General features: G+C 62.3%; 24 protein-coding genes. 6 read left to right on the plus strand and 18 right to left on the minus strand.

Features of this window, described 5'->3' with window-relative positions:
- Positions 1–545: 545 nt before the first annotated feature.
- On the plus strand, positions 546–2,795 hold the full coding sequence (locus tag GST84_08760) for a lysine decarboxylase (protein ID XGB15735.1): 2,250 nt from the start codon (positions 546–548) through the stop codon (positions 2,793–2,795).
- Here the strand turns inward: GST84_08760 and GST84_08765 are convergent.
- The gene (locus tag GST84_08765) at positions 2,779–2,997 is read right to left on the minus strand and encodes a hypothetical protein (protein XGB12451.1); all 219 of its coding nucleotides are present in this window, start codon (positions 2,995–2,997) and stop codon (positions 2,779–2,781) included. The two genes, GST84_08760 and GST84_08765, sit on opposite strands and share 17 nt — an antisense overlap.
- Positions 2,998–3,152: 155 nt before the next feature.
- Between GST84_08765 and chrR the strand changes: the two genes are divergently transcribed.
- Entirely contained in the window at positions 3,153–3,713 is a 561-nt protein-coding gene (gene chrR, locus GST84_08770) for a class I chromate reductase ChrR (protein ID XGB12452.1), read from the plus strand.
- A gap of 103 nt (positions 3,714–3,816) precedes the next feature.
- Here the strand turns inward: chrR and GST84_08775 are convergent, their stop codons facing one another.
- Complete coding sequence (locus GST84_08775; protein ID XGB12453.1) at positions 3,817–5,880, minus strand: TonB-dependent receptor; 2,064 nt, start codon at positions 5,878–5,880, stop codon at positions 3,817–3,819.
- A gap of 220 nt (positions 5,881–6,100) precedes the next feature.
- Here GST84_08775 and GST84_08780 point away from each other — a divergent pair, with 220 nt between their 5' ends.
- From GST84_08780 to GST84_08790, 3 genes are read left to right on the plus strand one after another with little or no spacing between them, the layout of a single operon-like run.
- Complete coding sequence (locus tag GST84_08780; GenBank protein ID XGB12454.1) at positions 6,101–6,349, plus strand: helix-turn-helix transcriptional regulator; 249 nt, start codon at positions 6,101–6,103, stop codon at positions 6,347–6,349.
- Between the two features lie 11 nt (positions 6,350–6,360).
- The gene (locus GST84_08785; protein XGB12455.1) at positions 6,361–6,708 is read left to right on the plus strand and encodes a head completion/stabilization protein; all 348 of its coding nucleotides are present in this window, start codon (positions 6,361–6,363) and stop codon (positions 6,706–6,708) included.
- Positions 6,701–7,063, plus strand: a complete 363-nt coding sequence (locus GST84_08790; protein ID XGB12456.1) for a hypothetical protein — start codon at positions 6,701–6,703, stop codon at positions 7,061–7,063. Before GST84_08785 ends, GST84_08790 begins: the two co-directional genes overlap by 8 nt.
- Here GST84_08790 and GST84_08795 read toward each other — a convergent pair.
- Entirely contained in the window at positions 7,060–7,440 is a 381-nt protein-coding gene (locus GST84_08795; GenBank protein ID XGB12457.1) for a transcriptional regulator, read from the minus strand. The two genes, GST84_08790 and GST84_08795, sit on opposite strands and share 4 nt — an antisense overlap.
- 179 nt (positions 7,441–7,619) lie before the next feature.
- Between GST84_08795 and GST84_08800 the strand changes: the two genes are divergently transcribed.
- Positions 7,620–7,883, plus strand: a complete 264-nt coding sequence (locus GST84_08800; GenBank protein XGB12458.1) for a transcriptional regulator — start codon at positions 7,620–7,622, stop codon at positions 7,881–7,883.
- A 90-nt stretch (positions 7,884–7,973) separates the two neighbouring features.
- Here GST84_08800 and nuoN read toward each other — a convergent pair whose 3' ends face one another.
- From nuoN to aceA, 15 genes are all read right to left on the minus strand, one after another.
- Positions 7,974–9,443 carry an NADH-quinone oxidoreductase subunit NuoN gene (nuoN, locus tag GST84_08805; protein ID XGB12459.1) on the minus strand — a complete coding sequence of 490 codons (1,470 nt, stop codon included), beginning with the start codon at positions 9,441–9,443 and terminating at the stop codon, positions 7,974–7,976.
- A gap of 7 nt (positions 9,444–9,450) precedes the next feature.
- On the minus strand, positions 9,451–10,983 hold the full coding sequence (gene nuoM / locus GST84_08810; GenBank protein ID XGB12460.1) for an NADH-quinone oxidoreductase subunit M: 1,533 nt from the start codon (positions 10,981–10,983) through the stop codon (positions 9,451–9,453).
- Between the two features lie 40 nt (positions 10,984–11,023).
- Positions 11,024–12,877: an NADH-quinone oxidoreductase subunit L gene (gene nuoL, locus GST84_08815; GenBank protein XGB12461.1), complete on the minus strand. Its 1,854-nt coding sequence runs from the start codon at positions 12,875–12,877 to the stop codon at positions 11,024–11,026.
- Positions 12,874–13,182 (minus strand): NADH-quinone oxidoreductase subunit NuoK, encoded by a 309-nt coding sequence (gene nuoK / locus GST84_08820; GenBank protein ID XGB12462.1) that lies wholly within the window; start codon positions 13,180–13,182, stop codon positions 12,874–12,876. The genes nuoL and nuoK overlap by 4 nt, the downstream gene beginning before the upstream one ends.
- Positions 13,183–13,185: 3 nt before the next feature.
- The gene (gene nuoJ / locus GST84_08825; GenBank protein XGB12463.1) at positions 13,186–13,686 is read right to left on the minus strand and encodes an NADH-quinone oxidoreductase subunit J; all 501 of its coding nucleotides are present in this window, start codon (positions 13,684–13,686) and stop codon (positions 13,186–13,188) included.
- 10 nt (positions 13,687–13,696) lie between these two features.
- Positions 13,697–14,245, minus strand: a complete 549-nt coding sequence (gene nuoI / locus GST84_08830; protein ID XGB12464.1) for an NADH-quinone oxidoreductase subunit NuoI — start codon at positions 14,243–14,245, stop codon at positions 13,697–13,699.
- Positions 14,246–14,256: 11 nt separating this feature from the next.
- Positions 14,257–15,264, minus strand: coding sequence for an NADH-quinone oxidoreductase subunit NuoH (gene nuoH, locus GST84_08835; protein XGB12465.1), 1,008 nt, complete (start codon positions 15,262–15,264; stop codon positions 14,257–14,259).
- Positions 15,261–17,975, minus strand: coding sequence for an NADH-quinone oxidoreductase subunit NuoG (gene nuoG, locus GST84_08840; protein ID XGB12466.1), 2,715 nt, complete (start codon positions 17,973–17,975; stop codon positions 15,261–15,263). The genes nuoH and nuoG overlap by 4 nt, the downstream gene beginning before the upstream one ends.
- A gap of 132 nt (positions 17,976–18,107) precedes the next feature.
- Positions 18,108–19,469: an NADH-quinone oxidoreductase subunit NuoF gene (gene nuoF / locus GST84_08845; protein ID XGB12467.1), complete on the minus strand. Its 1,362-nt coding sequence runs from the start codon at positions 19,467–19,469 to the stop codon at positions 18,108–18,110.
- A complete protein-coding gene (gene nuoE, locus GST84_08850; GenBank protein ID XGB12468.1) occupies positions 19,466–19,963 on the minus strand; it encodes an NADH-quinone oxidoreductase subunit NuoE in 498 nt (165 codons plus the stop codon). Before nuoE ends, nuoF begins: the two co-directional genes overlap by 4 nt.
- A 2-nt stretch (positions 19,964–19,965) precedes the next feature.
- Positions 19,966–21,747: an NADH-quinone oxidoreductase subunit C/D gene (gene nuoC, locus GST84_08855; protein ID XGB12469.1), complete on the minus strand. Its 1,782-nt coding sequence runs from the start codon at positions 21,745–21,747 to the stop codon at positions 19,966–19,968.
- Positions 21,748–21,826: 79 nt separating this feature from the next.
- On the minus strand, positions 21,827–22,504 hold the full coding sequence (locus tag GST84_08860) for an NADH-quinone oxidoreductase subunit B (GenBank protein ID XGB12470.1): 678 nt from the start codon (positions 22,502–22,504) through the stop codon (positions 21,827–21,829).
- Between the two features lie 9 nt (positions 22,505–22,513).
- Positions 22,514–22,927 carry an NAD(P)H-quinone oxidoreductase subunit 3 gene (ndhC, locus tag GST84_08865; protein ID XGB12471.1) on the minus strand — a complete coding sequence of 138 codons (414 nt, stop codon included), beginning with the start codon at positions 22,925–22,927 and terminating at the stop codon, positions 22,514–22,516.
- A 383-nt stretch (positions 22,928–23,310) separates the two neighbouring features.
- Positions 23,311–24,006 carry a lysoplasmalogenase gene (locus tag GST84_08870; protein XGB12472.1) on the minus strand — a complete coding sequence of 232 codons (696 nt, stop codon included), beginning with the start codon at positions 24,004–24,006 and terminating at the stop codon, positions 23,311–23,313.
- Between the two features lie 668 nt (positions 24,007–24,674).
- Entirely contained in the window at positions 24,675–26,000 is a 1,326-nt protein-coding gene (gene aceA / locus GST84_08875) for an isocitrate lyase (protein XGB12473.1), read from the minus strand.
- Positions 26,001–26,188: the final 188 nt, after the last annotated feature.

Raw genomic sequence — 26,188 nt, forward strand, 5'->3', positions numbered from 1 at the left:
TAACGCCTGTGACAGGCGCGCGCGACCGCCTTGCTCGTACGACGCGATATCGAGCCATGCACCAGGGCGTTCGCGCGAATATCCCATAGGAATAATTGGCCAGTAACGCCTGTGCAGGCGCGCGCGACCGCCTTGCTCGTACGACGCGATATCGAGCCATGCACCAGGGCGTTCGCGCGAATATCCCATAGGAATAATTGGCCAGTAACGCCTGTGACAGGCGCGCGCGACCGCCTTGCTCGTACGACGCGATATCGAGCCATGCACCAGGGCGTTCGCGCGAATATCCCATAGGAATAATTGGCCAGTAACGCCTGTGACAGGCGCGCGCGACCGCCTTGCTCGTACGACGCAATACAGAGTCATACACCAAAGCGTTCGCGCGCAAATCCCCCAGGAATAATTGGCCCGAAACAAACGTAGGAGCGAGCGCAGCTCGCGATGCGCCGCGCGGGCGGCGCTCGATCTCAGCAACACCCAACACTCAAGGCAGGCACGTCAACTACCCTGACATGGACGCCATGTCCTTCGGAGGTAGCCGCCTGATGTACAAGGACCTCAAGTTCCCGATCCTCATCGTCCACCGCGCCATCAAGGCCGACAATGTTGCCGGCGAGCGCGTGCGGGGCATCGCCGAGGAACTGCGCCAGGATGGCTTTGCCATTCTCGCCGCAGCTGACCACGCCGAAGCACGCCTGGTCGCCGCCACCCACCACGGCCTGGCCTGCATGCTGATTGCTGCCGAGGGCGTTGGCGAGAACACCCATTTGTTGCAGAACATGGCCGAGCTGATCCGCCTGGCCCGTCTGCGCGCCCCCAACCTGCCGATCTTTGCCCTGGGCGAGCAGGTGACCTTGGAAAATGCCCCCGCCGAAGCCATGAGCGAACTCAACCAGTTGCGTGGCATCCTTTACCTGTTCGAAGACACCGTGCCGTTTCTCGCCCGCCAGGTGGCGCGTGCTGCACACACCTACCTCGATGGCCTGCTACCGCCGTTCTTCAAGGCACTGGTGCAGCACACCGCGCAGTCCAACTATTCCTGGCACACCCCGGGCCATGGTGGCGGTGTGGCCTATCATAAAAGCCCGGTAGGCCAAGCCTTTCACCAGTTCTTCGGGGAAAACACCCTGCGCTCGGACCTGTCCGTTTCCGTACCGGAGCTGGGTTCGCTGCTCGACCACACAGGCCCACTGGCCGAAGCCGAGGCCAGGGCGGCGCGCAACTTCGGTGCCGACCATACCTTCTTCGTCATCAATGGCACCTCCACGGCCAACAAGATTGTCTGGCACGCCATGGTCGGCCGTGACGACCTGGTACTGGTGGATCGCAATTGTCACAAGTCGGTAGTGCACGCGATCATCATGACGGGGGCCATCCCGCTGTACCTGTGCCCGGAGCGCAACGAACTGGGCATCATCGGGCCGATCCCGCTCAGCGAGTTCAGCCCCGAGGCGATCGCTGCGAAGATCCAGGCCAACCCCCTTGCCCGTGATCGTGGGCAGCGCATCAAGCTGGCGGTCGTGACCAACTCCACCTACGACGGGCTGTGTTACCACGCCGGGCTGATCAAGCAGGCCCTGGGTACCAGTGTCGAGGTGCTGCACTTCGACGAGGCCTGGTTTGCCTATGCCGCATTCCACGACTTCTTCACCGGGCGCTACGCCATGGGCACCGCGTGCGCGGCAGACAGCCCGCTGGTGTTCAGCACCCATTCCACCCACAAGCTGCTGGCGGCGTTCAGCCAGGCCTCGATGATTCATGTGCAGGACGGCGCCAGGCGGCAGCTGGACCGGGACCGTTTCAACGAAGCGTTCATGATGCACATCTCTACCTCGCCGCAATACAGCATTCTCGCCTCGCTGGATGTGGCTTCGACCATGATGGAAGGGCCGGCCGGACGCTCGCTGCTGCAGGAGATGTTCGACGAAGCGTTGAGTTTTCGTCGTGCCCTGGCCAACCTGCGTGAGCACATTGCCGCAGAGGACTGGTGGTTCAGCATCTGGCAGCCGCCAAGCGCCGAGGGCATCCCCCGTCTGGCTGCGCAGGACTGGTTGCTGCAGCCCGGCGCGCAATGGCATGGGTTTGCTGAAGTGGCGGCCGATTATGTGCTGCTCGACCCGTTGAAAGTGACCTTGGTAATGCCGGGGCTGAGCGCAGACGGTGTGTTGGGCGCGCGCGGCATCCCGGCGGCGGTAGTCAGCAAGTTTCTCTGGGAACGCGGGCTGGTGGTGGAAAAAACGGGCCTGTACAGTTTCCTGGTACTGTTTTCCATGGGCATCACCAAGGGCAAGTGGAGCACCCTGCTCACCGAGCTGCTGGAGTTCAAGCGCCACTATGACGGCAACACCCCGCTCAGCAGTTGCCTGCCGAGCGTGGGGGCTGCCGACGCCTTACGCTACCAGGGCATGGGCCTGCGCGACCTGTGCGACCAGTTACATGACTGCTATCGCGCCAATGCCACGGCCAAACAGCTGAAGCGGCTGTTCACCCATTTGCCGGAAGTGGCGGTAAGCCCGGCCCAGGCCTATGACAAAATGGTGCGTGGGGAGGTAGAGGCGGTGCCGATCGAGGCACTGCTGGGGCGTGTGGCAGCGGTAATGCTGGTGCCGTACCCGCCTGGCATCCCGCTGATCATGCCGGGTGAGCGGTTCACCGAGGCGACCCGCTCGATCCTTGACTACCTGGCATTCGCCCGAGCATTCAACCAAGGCTTTCCCGGGTTTGTCGCCGATGTGCACGGCCTGCAGCACGAAGGGGGCCGCTACACCGTGGATTGCATCACGGAATGCGCGTGATCTCGACGCCGGAGCGTGCCAGTTCGAAACGGTTATCACCCAGGTGGTTGACCTTGTCGCCGATGGCCAGGCGATAGGTGGTGATGGGGGCGCCCAGCGTGCTGCCGTCGAGTTGCAGGGTGGATTCCTGGAACTCGTGCACGGGGTAGATGCGGCCTTCGGCGTCACGGGCGTGGAATTGGCCGACCATTACTGCTGCCATTTGGGTGGAAACCTCTGAATTACGTAGGAAATGTATGAAGGCATAGACCGTGAAACAGCCTCGGAAGTTTTCGCCCTGCGGAAAAAAACTTAGGCGCCGGAGAACGGTCATCTATAACTACAACGTCTCTTTACCCCGCAAAGGTTGGAATTGCCATGAGCCAAGTGTATTCGGTAGCAGTTGTCGTCGGTAGCTTGCGCAAGGAGTCCTACAACCGCAAGGTCGCCCGCGCACTTTCGGAGCTGGCGCCGTCCAGCCTTGCCCTGAGAATTGTCGAGATTGGCGACTTGCCGCTGTACAACGAAGATATCGAAGCCGAGGCGCCACCGGAGACCTGGAAGCGTTTTCGCGATGAGATCCGCCGCAGTGATGCGGTGCTGTTCGTCACCCCGGAATACAACCGCTCGGTGCCGGGCTGCCTGAAAAATGCCATTGATGTGGGCTCGCGTCCTTACGGGCAAAGTGCCTGGAGCGGCAAGCCGACGGCGGTGGTGAGTGTGTCGCCGGGGGCTATTGGGGGCTTTGGCGCCAACCATGCGGTGCGCCAGTCGTTGGTGTTTCTCGACATGCCCTGCATGCAGATGCCCGAGGCTTACATTGGCGGCGCGGCGAGCCTGTTCGAGGATTCGGGCAAGCTCAACGACAAGACGCGACCGTTCTTGCAGGCGTTTGTCGACAAGTTTGCTTCATGGGTGAAGTTGAACAGGGCGGTCTGAACCCCGAATCATGCTGTGCAGCGCCCCCCCGTAGGAGCGGTTTTACCCGCGAATGCGTCATTGAATTTGCCGACGCATTCGCGGGTAAACCCGCTCCTACCCGTCAGCGGAAGCTGTAGGCAACCCCGGCGTATACGCCAAACCCTTCGCCCGGTGTCGAACGGGCATTGTCCTTGCCTGCGTCGTTGTAGGCCGGCGTCACGGTCGCTGCATAGCGCTGGTTGGTCAGGTTGCGCAGATCCAGCCAGGTCTGCCAGTCCTGTTTCGGTGAGTCCCAGCCAACGCGCGCGCCGAGCAAGGCATATTCATCCGCGTGGTAGCTGTTGGCGTAGTCCACTTGCACCTTCGAGGTCATTTGCGTGTTGACCCCGGCATAGAAGCCGCTCGGCCAGTCATAGCGCAGCTCGGCCTGGTAGTAGTGCATGGGGATACCGGGCAGACGGTTGTCGCCAAACCTGTCGTCATCACGGTAGTGGAAGTCGCTGAAGGTGTAGGCCTGGCGCACGCTCAGCTTGCCAGTGCCCGCGCGCTCCCACAGGGTGCTATCGAGGCCGGCTTCCACGCCTTGGTGCACGGTAGCGCTGGCGTTGAATTCCTTGGCCGGGGCGCCTTGCACGATTTCCACCGCCAGCAATTCATGGCGAACCTGCGAGTAGTACCACGCTAGGTCCCAATGCCCCAATGCCGATTCGCCGCGTGTGCCCAATTCCAGTGTGGTGGCGGTCTGGTTTTGCATTTCGATCGGTTGGTTCGCTGTGGGCGCACTCCAGATCAGGGCCCAGGGATGGGGCGGCTCTACCGAGCGGCTCAGGTTGCCGTACACCTGCAAGTCCGGGCGAATGTCGTAGCGCAGGCCCAGGCGGGGTGCATAGTCCCAGTCATGCATGCTCACCTTGCCGCCTTCGGCGGGGTAGGTCACGTCACTTTCGCGGCGCGTGTAGATCATGGCCAGGCCGGTGCTCAGCCACAGGTTGGGGACCAGTTCCAGGTCGTTGCCGACATGCAGCACGGTGTCCGAGCCCTGGTAGGTGAAGTCACGGGTGCGCTCGCCGAACACATCGCCATTGCGGGTAAATTGCGAAGCGCCGCTGTTGGGCAGGTGCTTGGTGGTACGCCAGCCGACGGTGGTCTTGCTCTCACGGCCGAACAGGGTGTCGCGGCGGAAATAGTTCAGTGTGCCGCTGACATCGGTGTAGGCGACCTTAAGGCGCATGGGGCCCTCGCGCAGGTCCATCGGGTAGTCGTGATAGACCAGGCCGGCTTCCAGGCGCGCCTCGTCGTCGAGGTAGAAGGTGGTCTTGTTACCCACCCAGGTGCTGCCTGGCTGCGGGCGGCTGTCGTCGCGGGCCAGATAAGAGGGGTTGGCCGCGCGCGGGTGGTGCTTGATCTGGTCTTTGGTCAGGCGCCCGGGCAGTTCGTTTTCAGTTTCCCGGTAGCGCAGGTAGAAGCGGGTTTCCAGGTTGGGGTTGAAGCGGTAACCGACATTGGCGGCAATGCCCTTGGCGCTGCCACTGCTGTGCGCCTGGTAGCCGTCGTATTCCGAATCGGTCAGGGCCACGTAATAGTCGAGATCGCCCAGCACCTGGCCCGAACTGATGTGCCGGTGCTGGTAGCCGCGGCTGCCGACCTCGTAGCGCACTTGCAGTGCAGGCGCGTCGTAGCCGGTGTGGGTGACATAGTTGATCGCGCCGCCCAGGGCCAGGGCGCCTTGGTCAAAGCCATTGGCGCCACGCAGCACTTCGGCACGGCTCAGCCACAGCGGTTCGAACAACTCGTAAGGCGTGCCGCCCGGGCCGGTCAGCGGCAGGCCGTCGAACATCGTGTATACGCCAGAACCATGCGCCCCCGGTGCACGGTTGATGCCCGAGCCGCGTATCGACAGCTTGATGCCATCGTTGCCTGCCGATTGGGCGAACACCCCAGGCTGGTAGGCCAGCACGTCCTGGTTGCTGGCCACGCGACCTTGCCCCACGCGCTGCATGTCTACCAGGTTGCTGGCTCCCGGTACTTCACGCAGGCGCTCGCCGGCTGCCGTCAGCTCGTTCTGCTCCTCATCGGTGATCAGCACCCGGCCCAATTCGACCGCGGATGCCCCCAGCGCGGGCTGGGTGGCAGTCAGGGCCGCCAGCAGAGCGAGGCAGGATGAGAGGGGTAAATCGGAACGCATTGTACGACTCCAGGCGAAAGGCGAATGGACAACGGCGTTGAGACGAGCGAAATGCGGCTTGGAGCACGCAGAAAGTCGGCAAATCGTGCACATCCTTCGTCACGCGGTCTTGTATGAAAGTTCTTTACAAACCCCGGCGGTGGAGGCGGGTGGCCTGCGCTTCGTAAGGTGACTGCAGGTAGGCAGTGATGCCCCGCTCAATCACCCGTGGAGTTCAAACATGACTGACAACGCTCGACACTCGCAGCAACCCTTGGCGGACGCCCCGGTTCGTCTAACGCCACGTGAACAGCAAGTGCTGTTGTGGTGTGCTTATGGCAAGAGCTCTTGGGAGATCGGCCAGATCCTTGAATGCAAGGAGTCGACGGTGAATTTTCACGTGTCCAACATCCTGCGCAAATTTGAAGTGCCTACCCGGGTGGCCGCTGTGATCAAGGCCATTCGCTACGGCATGCTGGCCGAGCAGTAAGGGGGTAGCGCATGAGCAACGATCCTCGGCTACCGCGCTTTGCCGATTGCCATGACCCGTTCTGGCCGCGGGTGGATTTGTGCAGGTTGCGGGAGCACCTGCAACTGCCGCGGTCTGTCAGTGAAGCTGCTTTGGAAGTGGCCGCGCGCTGCGCTGCTATCGAGGCAGCACGCGAATTCGCCCGCTGGCGGTCAGTACTGCGAGAGCGGGGTTACAAGCGCCTCGATGATGTAGCCGGGCATGATCATGGGCGTGCCTTGCGGGTGTGCTACATCCGTTTTGTCGAAGCGGCGGTCATGTATAGCCTGGGTTCAACCACCTGCCTGCCTGTTCCGCGCGGAGGGCAGGCCCATGCCTGAGGTATCTGTTTTCGACAGCCTGGCCCCAGCATTGGTGGCGTTCCTGGGTGTGGATGGCGATGTGCTGTTCGCCGCGCTACTGGGAGCATTGTTGGTGAGCGCGGCACGCGATCGATTGATCACGAGTGAGGCCAGGCGCCTGACACTGGCCAAGAAACTGCTGCTGCTATTCGTGACCGTGGGCGTGGGCCATTTGTTCGAGCCACTGGTTTCGTCATTGGTGCCTTTGCTGAGCCGGGGCATGGCGGCATTCGTGGCCGCTGTGGTGGTGATCCCCATCAGCCTCAAGGTCATGGTCTGGCTGGATACACTCGACCCACGCGAACTTATCCAGCGCTGGCGCCGTCGAGGTTAGGCTCTGGCTGCGCCGCCGAGCTCACTCAGTTGCTGTTCCAACTGCTGGATGCGCTGCTTGTCCTTGATAAGCAGCAGGATGGCCTGACGATCGCTGGGCGAGAGCGTGCGTAGCCGTTCGAGCATGTCGCACTCCCAGCCCGCATCACTTGGGGCGGCGGCGTTGTGCTCGGCTTGGCCCAGCAATAGCCAGTCCAGTGAGCATGCATACTTTTTGGCAATGTCTATGCAAAGTGAGTAAGGAATGCTTTCGCGAACCTTCCAGCTGCTCAGCGTTTGCGGGCTGACCGACAGCGCACGTGACAACTCGGCATCAGTTTGTGCATCAGTGAGAAGCTTAAGGCGCGTGAGCACCGCAGCAAGTCCGTGAGTACTCATAACAAATATCCATGACTGGTTTAATGATATTCCATGGGCTTAAACTACTCGTTATGAATACAGCCCTGCGTTTTAAGGAGCACTTCTGCAGTGAGAACCACCAAATTGAAGAATACACCCACAGTTGCAGCCAATACTGACACACAGGCTAGCCTGGGCAATGCTAGCAGGTACTTGCCGTGAGTACTTACAAGCTGGTTTGCCCGCATTGCCACAGCCGGATGCGTATACGTACTAGCGAAGGGCGCCATATTTTCCTGCGAATCGCTTATTTGCAATGCACCACCGAGGCGTGTGGATGGTCAGTACGCGCTGAATTCGAAATGACCCATGAACTTTCTCCCAGCGGCATGCCCAACCCGGAAGTGTACCTGCCTTCGGCCAATGGTGATTTGCGCAAGGCCGCTTTGCCGGGTGCAGGCCAAGGCAGCCCGAGTGAGTGAGGCACCATTGGGAGCAGGTAACAAAAGGTGCAGATAAAAAAACACCCCGCCTAGGCGGGGTGTTTTCTGTTACTGGGGCTGCCGGGGTGATCAACCGATCAGTTGCAGGCCCGCTTGCTGAACCAGGTCCAGCAGGGGCTGCGGGTACACGCCAAGTACGAAAGCGAGAATGGCGATAGCCAGCAGCATGACGCCGCCGGTGCGTTGTTCCCACTTCAGCGGGGCGTCGTGACGGCGCAGGTTCGGCTCGACCAGGTACAGGGTAACCATGACGCGCAGGTAGTAGTAAACGCCGATGGCGCTACCGATCACCAGCGCACCGACCAGCCACCACAGGTGCGATTCGACGCCGGTAGCGATGATGTAGAACTTGCCGATGAAGCCGGCGGTCAGCGGGATACCTGCCAGCGACAGCATCATCACGGTCAGTACCGCAGTCAGGTACGGGCGGCGCCAGAACAGGCCACGGTACTCGTACAGTGCATCGGCGTCACGGCCACCGTATGGCGAGGACATCAGGGTGATGACGCCGAAGGCGCCCAGGCTGGTGATCACGTAGGTGACCAGGTACACGCCCATGGCTTCCAGGGCCAGGCCCTTGCTGGCGACCAACGCGATGACCAGGTAACCGAAGTGGGCGATGGACGAGTAACCCAGCAGACGCTTGAGGTTGCTCTGGGTCAGCGCCAGCAGGTTGCCAATCAGGATCGAGGCTACGGCAATCACCGCCAGTACGGTGCTGAGCACGCCGCTGCTGGCAGCAGGGGAGAGCATGAACAGGCGTACGACAACGGCGAATACTGCCACCTTGCTGGCGGTTGCCAGGAACGCGGCGACCGGCGCCGGAGCGCCTTCGTACACGTCCGGGGTCCACAGATGGAACGGTACCAGCGACAGCTTGAAGGCCAGGCCGACCAGCATCATGCCCAGGCCCAGCTGGGCCACCAGGCTTGGCATGCTGGTGGTAGCCAGGGCCTTGCCGATCTGGTCGAAGCTCAGGCTGCCGGCGTCGGCGTACAGCAGGGCCATGCCGAACAGCAGGAAAGCCGAGCCTGCGGCCGACAGCACCATGTACTTGATACCGGCTTCCAGCGATCGCTTGTTGAAGAAGGCATATGCCACCAGGCCGTAAACCGGTACCGACAGCAGCTCCAGGCCGATGAACAGGCCCGCCAGGTGGTTGGCGCTGACCAGCACCAGGCCACCGAGGGCCGACATCAGCAGCAACAGGTACAGTTCTTCACGGTTGCCCGGGAAACCCTTGGAGCCTTCGCCGAGGTAGGCGTGGGCGAGGGTGACGCAGGCCAGCGTCGCTATAAGGATGATCGCCATGTACAGGCAGGCGAACTTGTCGATGGTGATCAGCGAGGTGACTGCCAGCGGCGCGACCTTCAGCGCCGGCAAGATCGACAGCAGGGCCAGGTTCAGCCCCACGGTGGACAGCAGGAAGGTCTGCGAGTGGTTGCGCTTCCAGGCGATCGCCAGCATCACCACCACCGTGGTGATGGTGGTGATCAGCATCGGCGCCAATGCGATGAAGTGTTGAGTGGTGAATTCCATAGCGCTCTTACCGGGCCGAAGCGAGTTGAGTGAAAGCGGATCCGAGCCACTGCTGCACACCACTCATGGTGGCGGCAGAGGTGTCGAGGAACGGCTGCGGATACACGCCCAGTAGGATCAGCAATACCGCCAGACCCAGAACCATGATCAGTTCGCGACCGTCCATGCCGGCCAGCACGGTGTCGGCCTTGGCCGGGCCAAAGTAGGCGCGGTGGATCATGATCAGCGAGTACACCGAACCGAACACCAGGCCGGTGGTGGCAATCACGGTGATCCATGGTACGTGCACGAAGCTGCCGATCAGGATCAGGAACTCGCCGACGAAGTTGCCGGTGCCTGGCAGGCCCAGCGATGCCGCTGCGAAGAACAGGCTGATGGCCGGCAGGTAAGCGATGCGGTGCCACAGGCCACCCATCTGACGCATGTCACGGGTGTGCAGGCGCTCGTACAGCTGACCGGACAGGATGAACAGCGCCGCAGCCGAAAGGCCGTGGGCCAGCATCTGGATCACTGCACCTTGCAGGGCCTGCTGGCTGCCGGAGTAGATACCGATCAGCACGAAGCCCATGTGCGAGACGCTGGAGAAGGCGATCAGGCGCTTGATGTCGGTTTGTGCGAAGGCCAGGAAGGCACCGTAGAAGATACCGATCAGGCCCAGGGTCATGGCGATCGGCGCGAACTCGGCCGAGGCGTTCGGGAACAGCGGCAGGGCGAAGCGCAGCAGGCCGTAGGCTGCAGTCTTCAGCAAGATACCCGCCAGGTCCACCGAACCTGCGGTCGGTGCCTGGGCGTGAGCGTCAGGCAGCCAGGAGTGGAACGGCACCACCGGCAGCTTCACCGCGAAGGCGATGAAGAAGCCCAGCATCAGCAGGTACTCGATACCGGGTGGCAGCTCGGCCTTGAGCAGGTCGCTGTAGTTGAAGGTGAGCACGCCAGTGGTGTTGTAGTTGACCAGCACCAGGCCCAGGATCGCTACCAGCATGATCAGGCCGCTGGCCTGGGTGAAGATGAAGAACTTGGTCGCCGCGTAGATCCGGGTCTTCTTGCCGTCTGCCGAGCTGTGACCCCAGAGCGCGATGAGGAAGTACATCGGCACCAGCATCATTTCCCAGAAGAAGAAGAACAGGAACAGGTCCAGGGCCAGGAACACACCGACCACGCCGCCGAGGATCCACATCAGGTTGAGGTGGAAGAAGCCGACGTGGCGCTGGATCTCTTTCCAGGAACACAGTACCGACAGCACACCGAGCAGGCCGGTGAGCAGGATCATCAGCAGCGACAGGCCGTCAAGGGCCAGGTGGATGCTGATGCCGAAGCGCTGGATCCACTGGACTTTGTATTCCAGGGCCCAGGCCGGTTCGGCGCCCGGGGCGGGCGCAAGGGTGTAGTCGCCGGTACCCCACAGCCACAGGCCGATGCCAAGCAGCAGGGACATGGTCAGCAGCGCGATCCAGCGCGGCAGGGTGGCGCCGAAGCGCTCACCCAGCCAGCACAGGAAGCCGCCGATGAAGGGGATCAGGATCAGCCAAGGCAAAATCATGACGGGTTGGTTTCCTTTGGCAAAGTCGCAAGATTCATAGTCATACCGCAGCCACTACCACAGCACCGAGCACCAGCACGGCACCCACGGCGATAGAGGCGGTGTACCAGCGCAGTTGGCCAGTCTCGGTCTTGCTCATGGCAACGTGGCCGCCACGGGCCATCCGAGGAATCAGGCCGATGGTGCGGTCAACCGGGTCCTTGCGCAGGATGTGGCTGATCAGCAGGTACGGTTTGACGAAAAGCTTGTCGTAGATCCAGTCGAAGCCCCAGGCAGCGAACCACCAGGCCGACAGGACGCGACCGACGCCACTGTTGGCGACGGCGCTGACGAAGCGGCGCTTGCCCAGGAACAGCAGGGCGGCCAGCAGGATACCGGCGATGGCGATGGCACCCGAGGTGATCTCCAGTGCGTGCTTGGCTTCGCCACCGGCATGGCCGGCGCTTTCCGGCAGCACACCCGCCAGCGGTGGGGTGATCCAGGCGCCAACGAAGGTCGACAGCACGATCAGCACGCCCAGCGGCAGCCAGTGGCTGATGCCGTGGCCCGCGTGGGCTTCGGTCTTGGCTTCGCCGTGGAAGGCGATGAAGATCAGGCGGAAGGTGTACAGCGAGGTCATGAACGCGCCAACCAGGCCGGCATACAGCAGGCCGGTGTTGCCGCTGGCGAAGGCTTCCCAGAGGATCTCGTCCTTGGAGTAGAAGCCCACGGTCACGATCGGCAGGGCCGCCAGGGCAGCGCCACCGACCACGAAGCTGGCGTAGGCCAGCGGCAGTTTCTTCCACAGGCCGCCCATCTTGAAGATGTTCTGCTCGTGGTGGCAGGCAACGATCACCGCGCCGGAGGCAAGGAACAGCAGGGCCTTGAAGAAGGCGTGGGTCATCAGGTGGAAGATTGCCGCGTCCCAGGCACCCACGCCCAGGGCCAGGAACATGTAGCCGATCTGGCTCATGGTCGAGTAGGCGAGGATACGCTTGATGTCGGTCTGTACCAGCGCGGCGAAGCCGGCCAGTACCAGGGTCACGCCACCGACCACACCTACCAGGTGCAGGATGTCTGGCGCCAGCAGGAACAGGCCGTTGGTACGGGCGATCAGGTACACGCCCGCGGTTACCATGGTAGCGGCGTGGATCAGTGCCGAAACCGGGGTCGGGCCCGCCATCGCGTCGGCCAGCCAGGTCTGCAGTGGCAGCTGGGCCGATTTACCCACCGCGCCACCCAGCAGCATCAGTGTTGCCAGAACCATCCAGGTGTCGCCAGCCTGGAACTTCTGCGGTGCCAGCACCAGCAGTTCCTGCACGTTCAGCGTGCCCAGCTGGGCGAACAGGATGAACAGGCCGATGGCCATGAACACGTCGCCGATACGGGTGACGATGAATGCCTTGAGTGCCGCGTTACCGTTGTTGCGGTTGCTGTAGTAGAAACCGATCAACAGGTACGAGCACAGGCCCACGCCTTCCCAGCCGAAGTAGATGAACAGCAGGTTATCGCCGAGGATCAGGAACAGCATGCTGGCGATGAACAGGTTGGTGTACGAGAAGAAGCGCGAGTAGCCGGCTTCGCCACGCATGTACCAGGACGCGAACAGGTGGATCAGGAAACCGACACCGGTCACTACGCCGAGCATGGTGACCGACAGGCCGTCCAGGTACAGGGTGAAGTTCGGCGCGAAGCCATCCACCGACATCCACTGCCACAGCAGCTGGCTGTACGCGCCGCCCTCAGGCGGGGCGACGTTGAACTGCCAGATGACGTAAGCGGCCGTGGCGGCCGACAGGCCTACCGAGCCGACGCCGATCAGGGCGGACAGGTTCTCCGAGAACCGTCCGCGCGAGAACGACAGCAGCAGGAAGCCGATGAGGGGAAAGACGAAAGTCAGGAAGAGAAGGTTCATCCGCGCATCTCACTGGCAGCATCGATGTCGAGAGTGTGGAAGCGGCGATACAGCTGCAGCAGGATGGCCAGGCCAATGCTGGCCTCGGCGGCTGCCAGGCTGATCACCAGAATGAACATCACCTGGCCGTCGGGCTGGACCCAACGGGCACCGGCGACGACGAACGCCAGGGCAGAGGCGTTCATCATGACTTCCAGGCTCATGAGCACGAAGAGGATGTTGCGGCGGACCATCAGGCCAACCAGACCTAAGCAGAACAGGATGCCGGCGACCGCCAGACCATGCTCGAGAGGGATAGCACCCATGATTTACTCCTTCGCCTCGTTGCGGCCCAGGTGGAAGGCGGTGACGGCTGCAGCCAGCAGCAGCATCGACGCCAGTTCGACCACCAGCAGGTAAGGGCCGAACAGGCTGATGCCCACGGCTTTCGGGCCCACGGTGGTACCGCTGATGCCGGCGCCACTCGGGGTGACGAACAGCACGTACAGCAGCTCCGCCAGCAGCAGGGTGCCGAGGATTACCGGCCCGGCCCAGATACCGGGCTTGAGCCAGCCCCGTTCCTGGGCGACCGAAGCCGGCCCGAGGTTGAGCATCATCACCACGAACACGAACAGCACCATGATGGCGCCGGCGTAGGCGATCACTTCCAGGGCGCCGGCAAACGGCGCACCCAGGGCGAAGAAGATCATGGCCACGGAAATCAGCGAAATGATCAGGTAAAGCAAGGCGTGCACGGGGTTGGTGCCAGTAACCACCCGAAGGGTGGAGACCACGGCGATCCCGGCTGCGAAGTAGAAAGCGAATTCCATCTTTCTGTCCTTATGGGAGCAAGCTCTTCACGTTGATCGGCTCGGCTTCGTTCTGTGCAGAGCCCTTCGGCTTGCCAGCGATTGCCATACCCGCAACACGGTAGAAGTTGTAGTCAGGGTTCTTGCCGGGGCCGGAGATCAGCAGATCTTCTTTCTCGTACACCAGGTCCTGACGCTTGAACTCGGCCATTTCGAAATCCGGAGTCAGCTGGATCGCGGTGGTCGGGCACGCTTCTTCACACAGGCCGCAGAAAATGCAACGCGAGAAGTTGATGCGGAAGAACTCCGGGTACCAGCGGCCGTCCTCTGTCTCGGCCTTCTGCAGCGAAATGCAGCCGACCGGGCAGGCCACCGCGCAGAGGTTGCACGCTACGCAGCGCTCCTCGCCATCGGGGTCGCGGGTGAGGACGATGCGGCCGCGGTAACGCGGCGGCAGGTACACGGGTTCTTCGGGGTACTGCAGGGTGTCGCGCTTACGAAACCCGTGGGAGAACACCATTGCCAGGCTGCGCAGCTGGGTGCCGGTGCCCTTAACGATGTCGCCGATATACTTGAACATGGGTCAAATCCTCACTGGGCCGCGACGGCTGGCGTGTTGTAGAGCACGATCGCAGCGGTCACCAGCAAATTGATCAGGGTCAGCGGCAGGCAGAACTTCCAGCTGAAGTCCATCACCTGGTCATAGCGTGGGCGCGGGATCGAGGCGCGCAGCAGGATGAACAGCATGATGAAGAACGCGGTCTTCAGGGCGAACCACAGGAACGACAGTTGCGGCAGGATGCCGAACGGGCCGTGCCAGCCACCGAAGAACAGGGTTACCAGCAGCGCCGAGATGAGGATGATGCCGATGTACTCACCGACGAAGAACATGCCCCACTTCATGCCGGCATACTCGATGTGGTAGCCGTCGGCCAGTTCCTGTTCTGCTTCCGGCTGGTCGAACGGGTGACGGTGAGTCACGGCGACGCCAGCGATGAAGAAGGTGCAGAAGCCGAAGAACTGCGGAATGATGAACCACAGGTTCTGCGCCTGATACTCAACGATGTCGCGCATGTTGAACGAGCCCACCTGCACCACCACGCCCATCAGCGCCAGGCCCAGGAACACTTCGTACGACACGGTCTGTGCCGAAGCACGCAAGCTGCCCAGCAAGGCGTACTTGTTGTTCGACGACCAGCCGGCGAACAGCACCGCGTAGACCGACAGGCCGGCCATGGCGAAGAAGAACAGCAGGCCGATGTTCAGGTCGGCAACGCCCCAGGTCGGGGTGATCGGGATGACCACGAAGGCGATCAGCAGGGCGCTCATGGCCACTACCGGTGCCAGGGTGAAGATCACGCGGTCGACGAAGGGCGGGTTCCAGTCTTCCTTGAAGAACATCTTCAGCATGTCGGCAGCGATCTGGAACATGCCGAACGGGCCAACGCGGTTCGGACCGTAACGGTCCTGCCACCAGCCCAGCAGGCGCCGCTCGACGAAGCTGAGCAGCGCGCCGCAGACCACCACCGCCAGCAGGACCACGATGGCCCGCAGCACGGTGAGGATCACATCGATCACTTCGGGGGTGAACCAGCTCATTGTGCTGCCTCCTGCAGACCTTCGACGGATGCACCGAAGATGGCAGGCGGAATGCCAGCCAGGCCTTTCGGCAACGCGACCAGGCCTGCGCCCAGCTCTTCATTGATACGCAGCGGCAGGCGCAGGGCCACACCGGCGACGTTCAGGCTCAGCAGGGCACCCTCGTTGACGCCCAGGCGGTCGGCTTCGGACTTGGCCAGGGCCACGTAGGCAGCCGGGATGCGTTCTTGAACCGGAGCGGCGCGCGAGGAGCTTTCTTCGCTGCCGAACAGGTGGAAGAACGGCACGGCAGTCCAGGTGCCACGGGCCGGGTTGAAGGCACCCGGAATAGCGTTGAACCAGTTCAGGCGGTCGCCTTGCGATTCGATCAGGCGCACGCCCGGGTCACCGGCACGCAGGTGGCCACCGACCTCGTCCTGGAACTTGTTCCAGGCTTGCGGCGAGTTCCAGCCCGGCGACCAGGCGAACGGCACCTGCTGGCGCGGTTCGGCCGAACCCGAGTAGCCTTCCATGGAGAAGGCGAACGCGGTGTCCTTGTCTTGCGGGGTGCGTGGCTCGTGCACGCTGATGTTGGCGCGCATCGCGGTGCGGCCGGAGTAGCGCAGCGGCTCACGGGCCAGCTTCATGCCCTTGATGCGGAACGCAGCGCTTGGCGCGGCGTTGACGATGCCGGCCAGTTGCGGAGCGGCTTCGGCGCAGGCGCTGGTGACGTGGTCCAGCTGGGTCCAGTCGACCGGCTTGTTCAGCAGGGTGGCACGCAGGGCGTGCATCCAGCGCCAGCCTTCGTGGATCTGGATGCTGCTGTCCAGGTACTGCGGGTCGAACACCTGGAAGAAGCGCTGGGCACGGCCTTCCTGGCTGACCAGGGTACCGTCACCCTCGGCGAACGAGGCGGCCGGCAGCACCAGGTGGGCGCGGTCGACGGTGGCAGTTTTGGAGTGGTCGGCAACGATCACCACCTTGGCCGCAGCCAGGGCTGCATCGACCTTGGCGGCCGGTACGCGGGCGTACAGGTCGTTTTCCAGCACCACGATGGCATCGGCCTTGCCGCTGATGACCGCGTCCAGCGCGGCATCGACCGACTCGCCACCGAGCATGGCCAGGCCAAGGCTGTTGGCCTCAGGTACCACCAGGCTCAGCGAGCCGTTTTTCTCGCGCAGCTTCAGGGCCTTGGCGATGTTAGCGGCGGCTTCGATCAGAGCTGGGTCGGCCAGCGACGTACCGGCAACGACCAGTGGGCGCTTGGCGGCGACCAGGGCGTCGGCGATGCGCTGGGCCAGGGCCTTGGCTTCGTCGTCCAGGCCGGCGACGGCAGGGGCGCTCGGGTCGATGGCGTGGGCCACGGCGAAACCGATGCGGGCCAGGTCGGCCGGCGCAGCGTGGACGCATTCTTCGGCGACGTCGTCCAGCTTGGTTTCAGCCAGGGACGCGATGAACAGTGGGTACAGCGCGTGCTGGCCAATGTTCTTCACAGCAGCGTCGAGCCAAGGCTGCACTTTCATCGCTTCGGCCATGGCCTCGGCCTTGCCTTTGGTGGCCTGGCGTACGGCCAGGGCAACGCGGGCAGCGGTCTGGGTCAGGTCTTCACCGAGCACGAACACGGCGTCGTGGTCTTCGATGTCGCGCAGGGTCGGTACTGGCAGCGGACTGTTGTTCAGCACGTTCAGTGCCAGGCGTACGCGGGCCAGTTCGCCAGCTTCCATGCCCGAGTAGAAGTACTCGGCGCCGACCAGCTCACGCAGGCCGTAGTTGCTTTCGAGGCTGGCGCGTGGCGAGCCGATACCGACGATGGTACGGCCGCGCAGCAGGTCGGCGGCCTTGTCCAGGGCGGCGTCCAGGCCCAGCTTGGTGCCGTCGGCCAGTTGTGGCTGGCGCGGGCGGTCCTTGCGGTTGACGTAGCCGTAGCCGAAGCGGCCGCGGTCGCACAGGAAGTACTGGTTGACCGAACCGTTGAAGCGGTTTTCGATACGGCGCAGTTCGCCGTAGCGCTCACCCGGGCTGATGTTGCAGCCACTGGAGCAGCCATGGCAGATGCTTGGGGCGAACTGCATGTCCCACTTGCGGTTGTAGCGCTCGGAGTGGGTCTTGTCGGTGAATACGCCGGTCGGGCAGACCTCGGTCAGGTTGCCGGAGAACTCGCTTTCCAGCACGCCGTCTTCGACGCGGCCGAAGTACACGTTGTCGTGGGCGCCGTAGACGCCCAGGTCGGTACCACCGGCGTAGTCCTTGTAGTAGCGCACGCAGCGGTAGCAGGCGATGCAGCGGTTCATCTCATGGGCGATGAACGGGCCGAGGTCCTGGTTCTGGTGGGTACGCTTGGTGAAACGGTAGCGGCGCTCGTTGTGGCCGGTCATTACCGTCATGTCCTGCAGGTGGCAGTGACCGCCTTCCTCGCACACCGGGCAGTCGTGCGGGTGGTTGGTCATCAGCCATTCGACGACGCTGGCGCGGAACGCCTTCGACTCTTCATCGTCGATGGAGATCCAGGTGCCGTCGGAAGCAGGGGTCATGCAGGACATGACGATACGACCACGGGTGTCGTTCTCGTCGGTGTACTGCTTGACTGCGCACTGCCGGCAGGCACCAACGCTACCAAGCGCCGGGTGCCAGCAGAAATAAGGGATGTCGAGGCCGAGTGACAGACATGCCTGTAACAGGTTGTCTGCACCGTTGACTTCGAGCGCTTTGCCGTCTACGTGGATAGTGGCCATTGTTCAAAGTTCTTCGTTGGCCCGCGTGAGCGGGCGTGGCTAATGGAAATCGGTGAGCTTGCGACACGCCTCGATTGCTCGGGCCTGCCGGTAAGCTGGCGAGTGGCACGGACCACCCGCCTAATCATCTTGTTATGCGCCGACCACGATCGGCTTCGCCAGGTCCGGGCGCAGGGTTGCAGCGCTTTCTGGCGCCACACCGGCCTCGAACTCCGAGCGGAAGTATTTGATGGCACTGCCCAGCGGCTCGACGGCACCCGGTGCGTGAGCACAGAAGGTACGGCCTGGGCCGAGGAAGTTGACCAGCCCCAGCAGCGTCTCGATGTCTTCGGCGCGGCCCTGGCCTTTTTCCAGTGCGCGCAGCATCTTCACGCTCCACGGCAGGCCGTCACGGCATGGGGTACACCAGCCGCACGATTCGCGGGCGAAGAACTCTTCCATGTTGCGCAGCAGCGACACCATGTTGATGCTGTCGTCGACCGCCATGGCCAGGCCAGTACCCATACGGGTGCCGACCTTGGCGATGCCACCGGCGTACATTTGCGCGTCGAGGTGCTCGGGCAGCAGGAAGCCGGTACCGGCGCCGCCTGGCTGCCAGCACTTGAGCTTGAAGCCATCGCGCATTCCACCGGCGTAGTCTTCGAACAGTTCGCGCGCGGTAACGCCGAATGGCAGCTCCCACAGGCCTGGGTTCTTCACCTTGCCGGAGAAGCCCATCAGCTTGGTGCCATGGTCTTCGCTGCCTTCGCGGGCCAGCGACTTGTACCAGTCGTTGCCGTTGGCGACGATGGCCGGGACGTTGCACAGGGTTTCGACGTTGTTCACGCAGGTCGGCTTGCCCCACACGCCAACGGCGGCAGGGAAGGGCGGCTTGGAGCGCGGGTTGGCGCGGCGGCCTTCCAGCGAGTTGATCAGCGCGGTTTCTTCACCGCAGATGTAGCGGCCGGCACCGGTGTGCACGAACAGCTCGAAATCGAAACCGCTGCCCAGGATGTTCTTGCCCAGCAGGCCGGCGGCCTTGGCTTCATCGATGGCGCGGTTGAGGTTTTTCGCTGCGGTGGTGTATTCGCCACGCAGGAAGATGTAGCCACGATAGGCCTTCAGTGCGCGGGCGCTGATCAGCATGCCCTCGACCAGCAGATGGGGCTGTTGCTCCATCAGCATGCGGTCCTTCCAGGTGTTCGGCTCCATTTCGTCCGCGTTGCACAGCAGGTAGCGGATGTTCATGGATTCGTCTTTGGGCATCAGGCCCCACTTCACACCAGTGGGGAAGCCTGCACCGCCACGGCCCTTGAGGCCGGAGTCCTTGACGCTTTGCACGATATCGTCGGCGGACATCTGCGCCAGCGCCTTGCGGGCTGCAGCGTAGCCGTTCTTCGATTCGTACTCGGCCAGCCAGACCGGCTCGCCGTCGTCACGCAGGCGCCAGGTCAGCGGGTGGGTTTCGGCCGAGCGCGCGATGCGGTTGGCCGGGCCGAAGGAAGTAATGGTCATACGTAACCCTCCAGCAGTTTGGAAACGCCAGCCGGCTGCACATCGCCAAAGGTGTCATCGTCGATCATCAGGGCCGGTGCCTTGTCGCAGTTGCCCAGGCAGCACACGGGCAGCAGGGTGAAGCGACCGTCGGCGGTGGTCTGGCCGAGGCCGATGCCCAGCTCGCTCTGGATCTGGCTGACCACCGACTCATGGCCGCCGATGTAGCAGACCATGCTGTCGCACACGCGGATGATGTGGCGGCCGACCGGCTGGCGGAAAATCTGGCTGTAGAAGGTGGCGACACCCTCGACGTCGCTGGCCGGAATGCCCAGCACTTCGCCGATGGCGTGGATGGCGCCGTCCGGCACCCAGCCACGCTCCTTCTGGACGATCTTCAGGGCTTCGATGGACGCCGCGCGCGGGTCCTCGTAGTGATGCATTTCGTGCTCGATGGCCGAGCGCTCGGTTTCGCTCAGGGCGAAACGGTCTGTCTGGATAAGCGTGCTGTTCATGCTTAGCGGTCCACGTCAGCCATAACGAAGTCGATACTGCCCAGGTACGCAATGAGGTCGGCGACCATGCTGCCTTTGATCACCGATGGGATCTGCTGCAGGTGCGGGTAGCTCGGGGTACGGATCCGGGTGCGGTAGCTCATGGTGCCGCCATCGCTCGTCAGGTAGTAACTGTTGATGCCCTTGGTCGCCTCGATCATCTGGAACGACTCGTTGGCCGGCATGACCGGGCCCCACGAGACTTGCAGGAAGTGCGTGATCAGGGTTTCGATATGCTGCAGGGTGCGCTCTTTCGGAGGCGGCGTGGTCAGCGGGTGATCCGCCTTGTACGGGCCTTCCGGCATGTTGCGCAGGCACTGATCGATGATGCGGATACTCTGACGCATCTCCTCGACACGGACCATGCAGCGATCATAGGCATCGCCGTTGTGGGCCAGCGGTACTTCGAATTCGAAGTTTTCGTAGCCGGAGTAAGGGCGGGCTTTACGCAGGTCGAAGTTGCAACCGGTGGCGCGCAGGCCGGCACCGGTGGTGCCCCATTCCAGCGCTTCCTTGGTGTTGTACGCGGCAACGCCGATGGTACGGCCCTTGAGGATGCTGTTTTGCAGGGCGGCCTTGGTGTATTCGTCGAGGCGCTTGGGCAGCCACTCGACAAAGTCCTTGACCAGCTTGTCCCAGCCACGTGGCAGGTCGTGGGCGACGCCACCGATGCGGTACCAGGCCGGGTGCAGGCGGAAACCGGTGATCGCTTCGATCACGGTGTAGGCGCGCTGGCGGTCGGTGAAGGTGAAGAACACCGGAGTCATGGCGCCGACGTCCTGGATGTAGGTGCCCAGGAACAGCAGGTGGCTGGTGATGCGGAAGAACTCGGCCAGCATGATGCGAATCACGTCGACCTTCTGCGGCACCTGGATGCCGGCCAGCTTCTCGACCGCAAGCACGTACGGCAGGTTGTTCATCACCCCGCCGAGGTAATCGATACGGTCGGTATAGGGGATGAAGCTGTGCCAGGACTGGCGCTCGGCCATTTTCTCGGCGCCACGGTGGTGGTAGCCGATGTCCGGTACGCAGTCGACGATCTCTTCACCGTCCAGCTGCAGGACGATACGGAACGCACCGTGCGCCGAAGGGTGGTTGGGGCCGAGGTTGAGGAACATGTAGTCCTCGTTGGCGCCCTGACGCTTCATGCCCCAGGCTTCCGGGTTGAAACGTGCCGATTCCTCTTCAAGCTGCTGCTTGGCCAGGGTCAGGCTGTAGGGGTCGAACTCGGTCGCACGGGCAGGGTAGTCCTTGCGCAGCGGGTGACCTTCCCAGGTCGGCGGCATCATGATGCGGCTGAGGTGCGGGTGGCCGGCAAAGTCGATGCCGAACATGTCCCAGACTTCGCGCTCGTACCAGTTGGCGTTTGGCCAGATGCCCGTCACGGTCGGCAGGTTCAGGTCGCCTTCGCTGAGCGACACCTTGATCATCACATCGCTGTTACGCTCGATCGACAACAGGTGGTAGAACACGCTGAAATCGGCGGCTGGCAGGCCACGGCGCTGGGTGCGCAGGCGCTCGTCGACGCCATGCAGGTCGTACAGCATGCTGTAAGGCTTGGCGACGCCGCGCAGGAAACTGAGCACCTCTTTGAGCTGGGCGCGTTTTACCCACAGCACGGGCATGCCGGTGCGGGTCTCCTGGGCGACGAATGCTTCGGCGCCAAAACGGTTGTTCAGTTCGACGACCACATCCTGGTCGTCAGCCTTGTAGGGCGGAATAAAAATAGCGTTGTCCGCTGTCATGGTCTCGGTCGCTTTGGGTCAACGTTAAGAATGAAGCCAGGCCGCCGGCTCCTTCGGGAGCGGGCGGCAGGTCGCTGGATCAGACTTCGTCGGGGCTGCGCAGGTTGGTTACTGCAATGCGCTGCTCACGACGCAGGTCTTTCTGGGCTGGCATCTCGGCACGGTAAATACCTTGATCACCAACAACCCAGGAAAGCGGGCGTCGTTCTTGGCCGATCGACTCCTGCAGCAGCATCAAGCCTTGCAGGAAAGCCTCAGGGCGTGGCGGGCAGCCAGGCACATAGACGTCCACGGGGAGGAACTTGTCGACCCCCTGAACGACCGAGTAGATGTCGTACATACCACCGGAGTTGGCGCACGAACCCATGGAAATGACCCACTTCGGCTCGAGCATCTGCTCGTACAGGCGCTGGATGATCGGCGCCATCTTCACGAAGCAGGTACCGGCAATGACCATGAAGTCGGCCTGCCGCGGCGAGGCCCGGATGACTTCGGCGCCGAAGCGGGCGATGTCGTGGGGTGCCGTGAAGGCCGTGGTCATTTCCACGTAGCAGCAGGACAGGCCGAAGTTGTACGGCCAGAGGGAGTTTTTGCGACCCCAATTGACCGCACCACGCAGCACATCTTCAAGTTTACCCATGAAGATGTTCTTGTGGACCTGGTCTTCTAGCAGTTGATCGGTGACGGTTTCCCGTTCACCGACCGGGTACTGCTCGTTGGGCGCATCCGGATCGATTCTGGTGAGATTGTATTGCATGCCAAAGCCTCATTGTTTCAGCTTCGCTTGCCGCTTGCGGCGACCTTCGGGAGCCCAATCAAGTGCCCCGACGCGCCATAGGTAGACAAGACCTGCCAACAGAATTGCTATGAAAACGAGTGCTTCGACGAATCCGGTCCAGCCGCTTTCGCGGACGGACACAGACCATGCAAAGAGAAAGAGGGCTTCGATATCGAAGATCACGAACAGCATCGCGACCAGATAGAATTTGGCGGACAGGCGCAGGCGGGCGCTGCCGACGGGCAGCATGCCGGATTCGAAGGGTTCGTTCTTGGCGCGGCCCCAGGCCTTGCTACCGAGCAGGCTGGACAGGCCGAGCATGAAGGCGCACAGGCCGACGACACCCAGGAGGAAGATGGCAAAGCCCCAGTTGTGGGCGATGAGTCCTGTCGAATCGGACATGCTAGAGATCCTTATACAGAGACCCAGCTCTGCAGTCTGAAATAAGTGTAGAGCGGCGACTTGGCGTCGCACATGCAGTGACCAAATGTCGCAGCCGAATCAATCCCGCTGATTTTATGGGTAAACCTGGTGCAAGTAAAATTTCTGTCGCAAATTTATTCGTAGGATTAAGTACAAAAATCGTTCGTAACTGGCTGAGAGCCTTGAGATTCGGGCATTACGTGCGGTTTTGTTAATTATGTTTCTTGCGGCGGGTAACGAATTGCACGGCCAGTAATGATAATTAATATCATTTGAGCTGCTGCCTTCGAATTTGGCTGTTCTGCGCCTTGTAAAGTTCATCTGGCGATTCCCCCTACTTGCAATTGCAAAAAACCCTTGTTCTAGCAGCTTTCGCTACTGCGCGCACCGCTCTGGGTCAATACTTTATCGGTTGAGCGATGACCGACTGATGAAGCGATGGCCCATTGGCCGAGCCAGTAGGCGAGGATGATCAGGTACGGTGCGGCGGCGAACGGGCTGACGAAGCGGTCGATACCGATCAGGCTGTCGGAGAATACGAACAGGCCGGCACCCAGCGCGGCCGGGCCGCTGCAGGCCAGGGCGCGCCAGAGCATCGCACTGATGGCCAAGATGTACAGCGTGACCGGGATCAGCAGCGGGCCGAGGCCATGGCTGGTCAGCACGCCTAGCAGTGTGATGCCAGCGATGGCGCTGAATGCCAGCGCAGGCAAGGCAGGGCGCAGGGTAATGCCGCAATAGGCGCGCAGGTAGGCCAGGTGGGCGCAGAGGAAGGCGACCAGGCCAAACACGAACAGGTCCGCAGGGATGGCCAGCAGGATGTCGCCGAGTACCGAGAAGCCCAGGCCGATCGAGATCCACTTGCGATAAGGCGAGACCGGGGTGTTGTGCAGCCAGGCAATCAAGGCCAGCACCGGGATGGGTTTGGCCATGAGGGCGAGCAGGGTGTTGTCGCTGGCCAGTGCATATATATAGAGGGTAGCGGCGGCCAGGGCGAAAATCATCAGGTGGCTTGGGCGAGGCATGGGCGGTCCTTGCTGCTGGGCTGCCCCAAGCATAGACCTGATCTGGGGTTTTGCCGGTGATGCCTTGGGTTGTGTTAGGGCTGCTGTGGGCTTGGCGAAAGGAATGCAGAGGCTGTGAGATCGAGCGCCGCCCGCGCGGCGCATCGCGAGCTGCGCTCGCTCCTACGTTTGTTTCGGGCCAGTCACGCCTGTTGCAGGCGCGCGCGACCGCCTTGTTTGTACGACGTGATAATGCGCCATGCGCCAAGGCGTTCGCGCGCAAATGGCACAGGAATAATTGGCCCGAAACAAACGTAGGAGCGAGCGCAGCTCGCGATGCGCCGCGCGGGCGGCGCTCGATCTGCGCATCACCCCAAAATTCAAACCGATCATTGCGCCGCCCTGACGTAATCGCGCTTAAATCACCTGTCTTGCCTCGATGCATGAGCCGGAGGCGCTACGGACATGGCTTGATTCGGCATTGATTCCGGTGCGGATACTCGCTGAACCTCGGCCTTTGCACCAAGGCTTGAGCGATGCATCGCCTGGGTGGGCCTCTTCGCGGGTAAACCCGCTCCTACAAGCGACTGCGCAAGCTATTCAAAACCTGAGCAAGGCAGTTGCTCCTACAGGTTCTGTGCATTTTCGGTCGGGCCGGTGCAGACGAAAACAAAGGCCCAGGGCTTCACAGCCCCGGGCCTTTGTTCAACCGCAAGCCACTATCAGTGGAACTGCTCTTCCTCGGTCGAACCGGTCAGTGCAGTCACCGACGAAGCGCCACCCTGGATCACGGTGGTCATGTCGTCAAAGTAGCCGGTGCCCACTTCCTGCTGGTGCGCCACGAAGGTGTAGCCCTTGCTGGCGTCAGCGAATTCCTGCTCCTGCAGCTTCACGTAGGCGGTCATGTCGTTGCGGGCGTAGTCGTGCGCCAGGTTGAACATGCCGTGCCACATGTTGTGGATGCCGGCCAGGGTGATGAACTGATGCTTGTAGCCCATGGCCGACAGTTCGCGCTGGAACTTGGCGATGGTGGCGTCGTCCAGGTTTTTCTTCCAGTTGAAGGAAGGCGAGCAGTTGTAGGACAGGATCTGGTCCGGGTACTCCTTCTTGATCGCCTCGGCGAAGCGGCGGGCTTCGTCCAGGTCCGGCTTGGCGGTTTCACACCAGATCAGGTCGGCGTACGGGGCGTAGGCCAGGCCGCGGGCAATGGCCTGATCGAGGCCGGCGCGGACCTTGTAGAAGCCTTCACGGGTGCGCTCGCCAACCACGAACGGCTGGTCGTACGGGTCGCAGTCGCTGGTCAGCAGGTCGGCGGCGTTGGCATCGGTACGGGCCAGGATGATGGTCGGTACGCCCGACACGTCAGCGGCCAGGCGAGCAGCCACCAGCTTCTGTACGGCTTCCTGGGTGGGTACCAGTACCTTGCCACCCATGTGGCCGCATTTTTTTACCGAGGCCAGCTGGTCTTCGAAGTGCACGCCGGCGGCGCCTGCTTCGATCATGTTCTTCATCAGCTCGTAGGCGTTCAGCACGCCACCGAAACCGGCTTCGGCGTCAGCCACGATTGGCGCGAAGTAGTCGATGTAGCCTTCGTCGCCCGGGTTCTTGCCGGCTTTCCACTGGATCTGGTCGGCGCGGCGGAACGCGTTGTTGATGCGCTTGACCACGGTCGGTACCGAGTCGACCGGGTACAGCGACTGGTCAGGGTACATCGATTCGGCCGAGTTGTTGTCGGCGGCAACCTGCCAGCCGGACAGGTAGATGGCCTGGATGCCGGCCTTGACCTGTTGTACAGCCTGGCCGCCAGTCAGGGCGCCCATGCAGTTGACGAAATCTTTGTCGGGGCGGAAGGACGGGTGAGCACCTTCGGTAACCAGCTTCCACAGTTTTTCTGCACCCTGACGGGCAAAGGTGTGCTCAGGTTGCACGGAGCCACGCAGGCGAACGACATCAGCGGCGGTGTAGGTACGGGTCACGCCTTTCCAGCGCGGGTTCTCGGCCCAGTCTTTCTCGAGGGCTGCAATTTGCTGTTCGCGTGTCAGTGCCATGGAAATAAACCTCGTCGCATCGATCTTGGGTTAATTGTGCTGATGCTCTGGGCAGATCAGGTGCCTGGCGGCTGTCCTGTTCGCAGGTTGCGGCGGCGAACGCGAAGGCTCGAAGGGGAAGGTTGGGCAGGCCAGGCGAAGGTGTGCTCCGGGCAGGTCGGCTCGTGGTTGCCTTGCTGCGGTGCTAC

The organism is Pseudomonas putida, assembly GCA_041879295.1.
Lineage (GTDB): Bacteria > Pseudomonadota > Gammaproteobacteria > Pseudomonadales > Pseudomonadaceae > Aquipseudomonas > Aquipseudomonas putida_Y.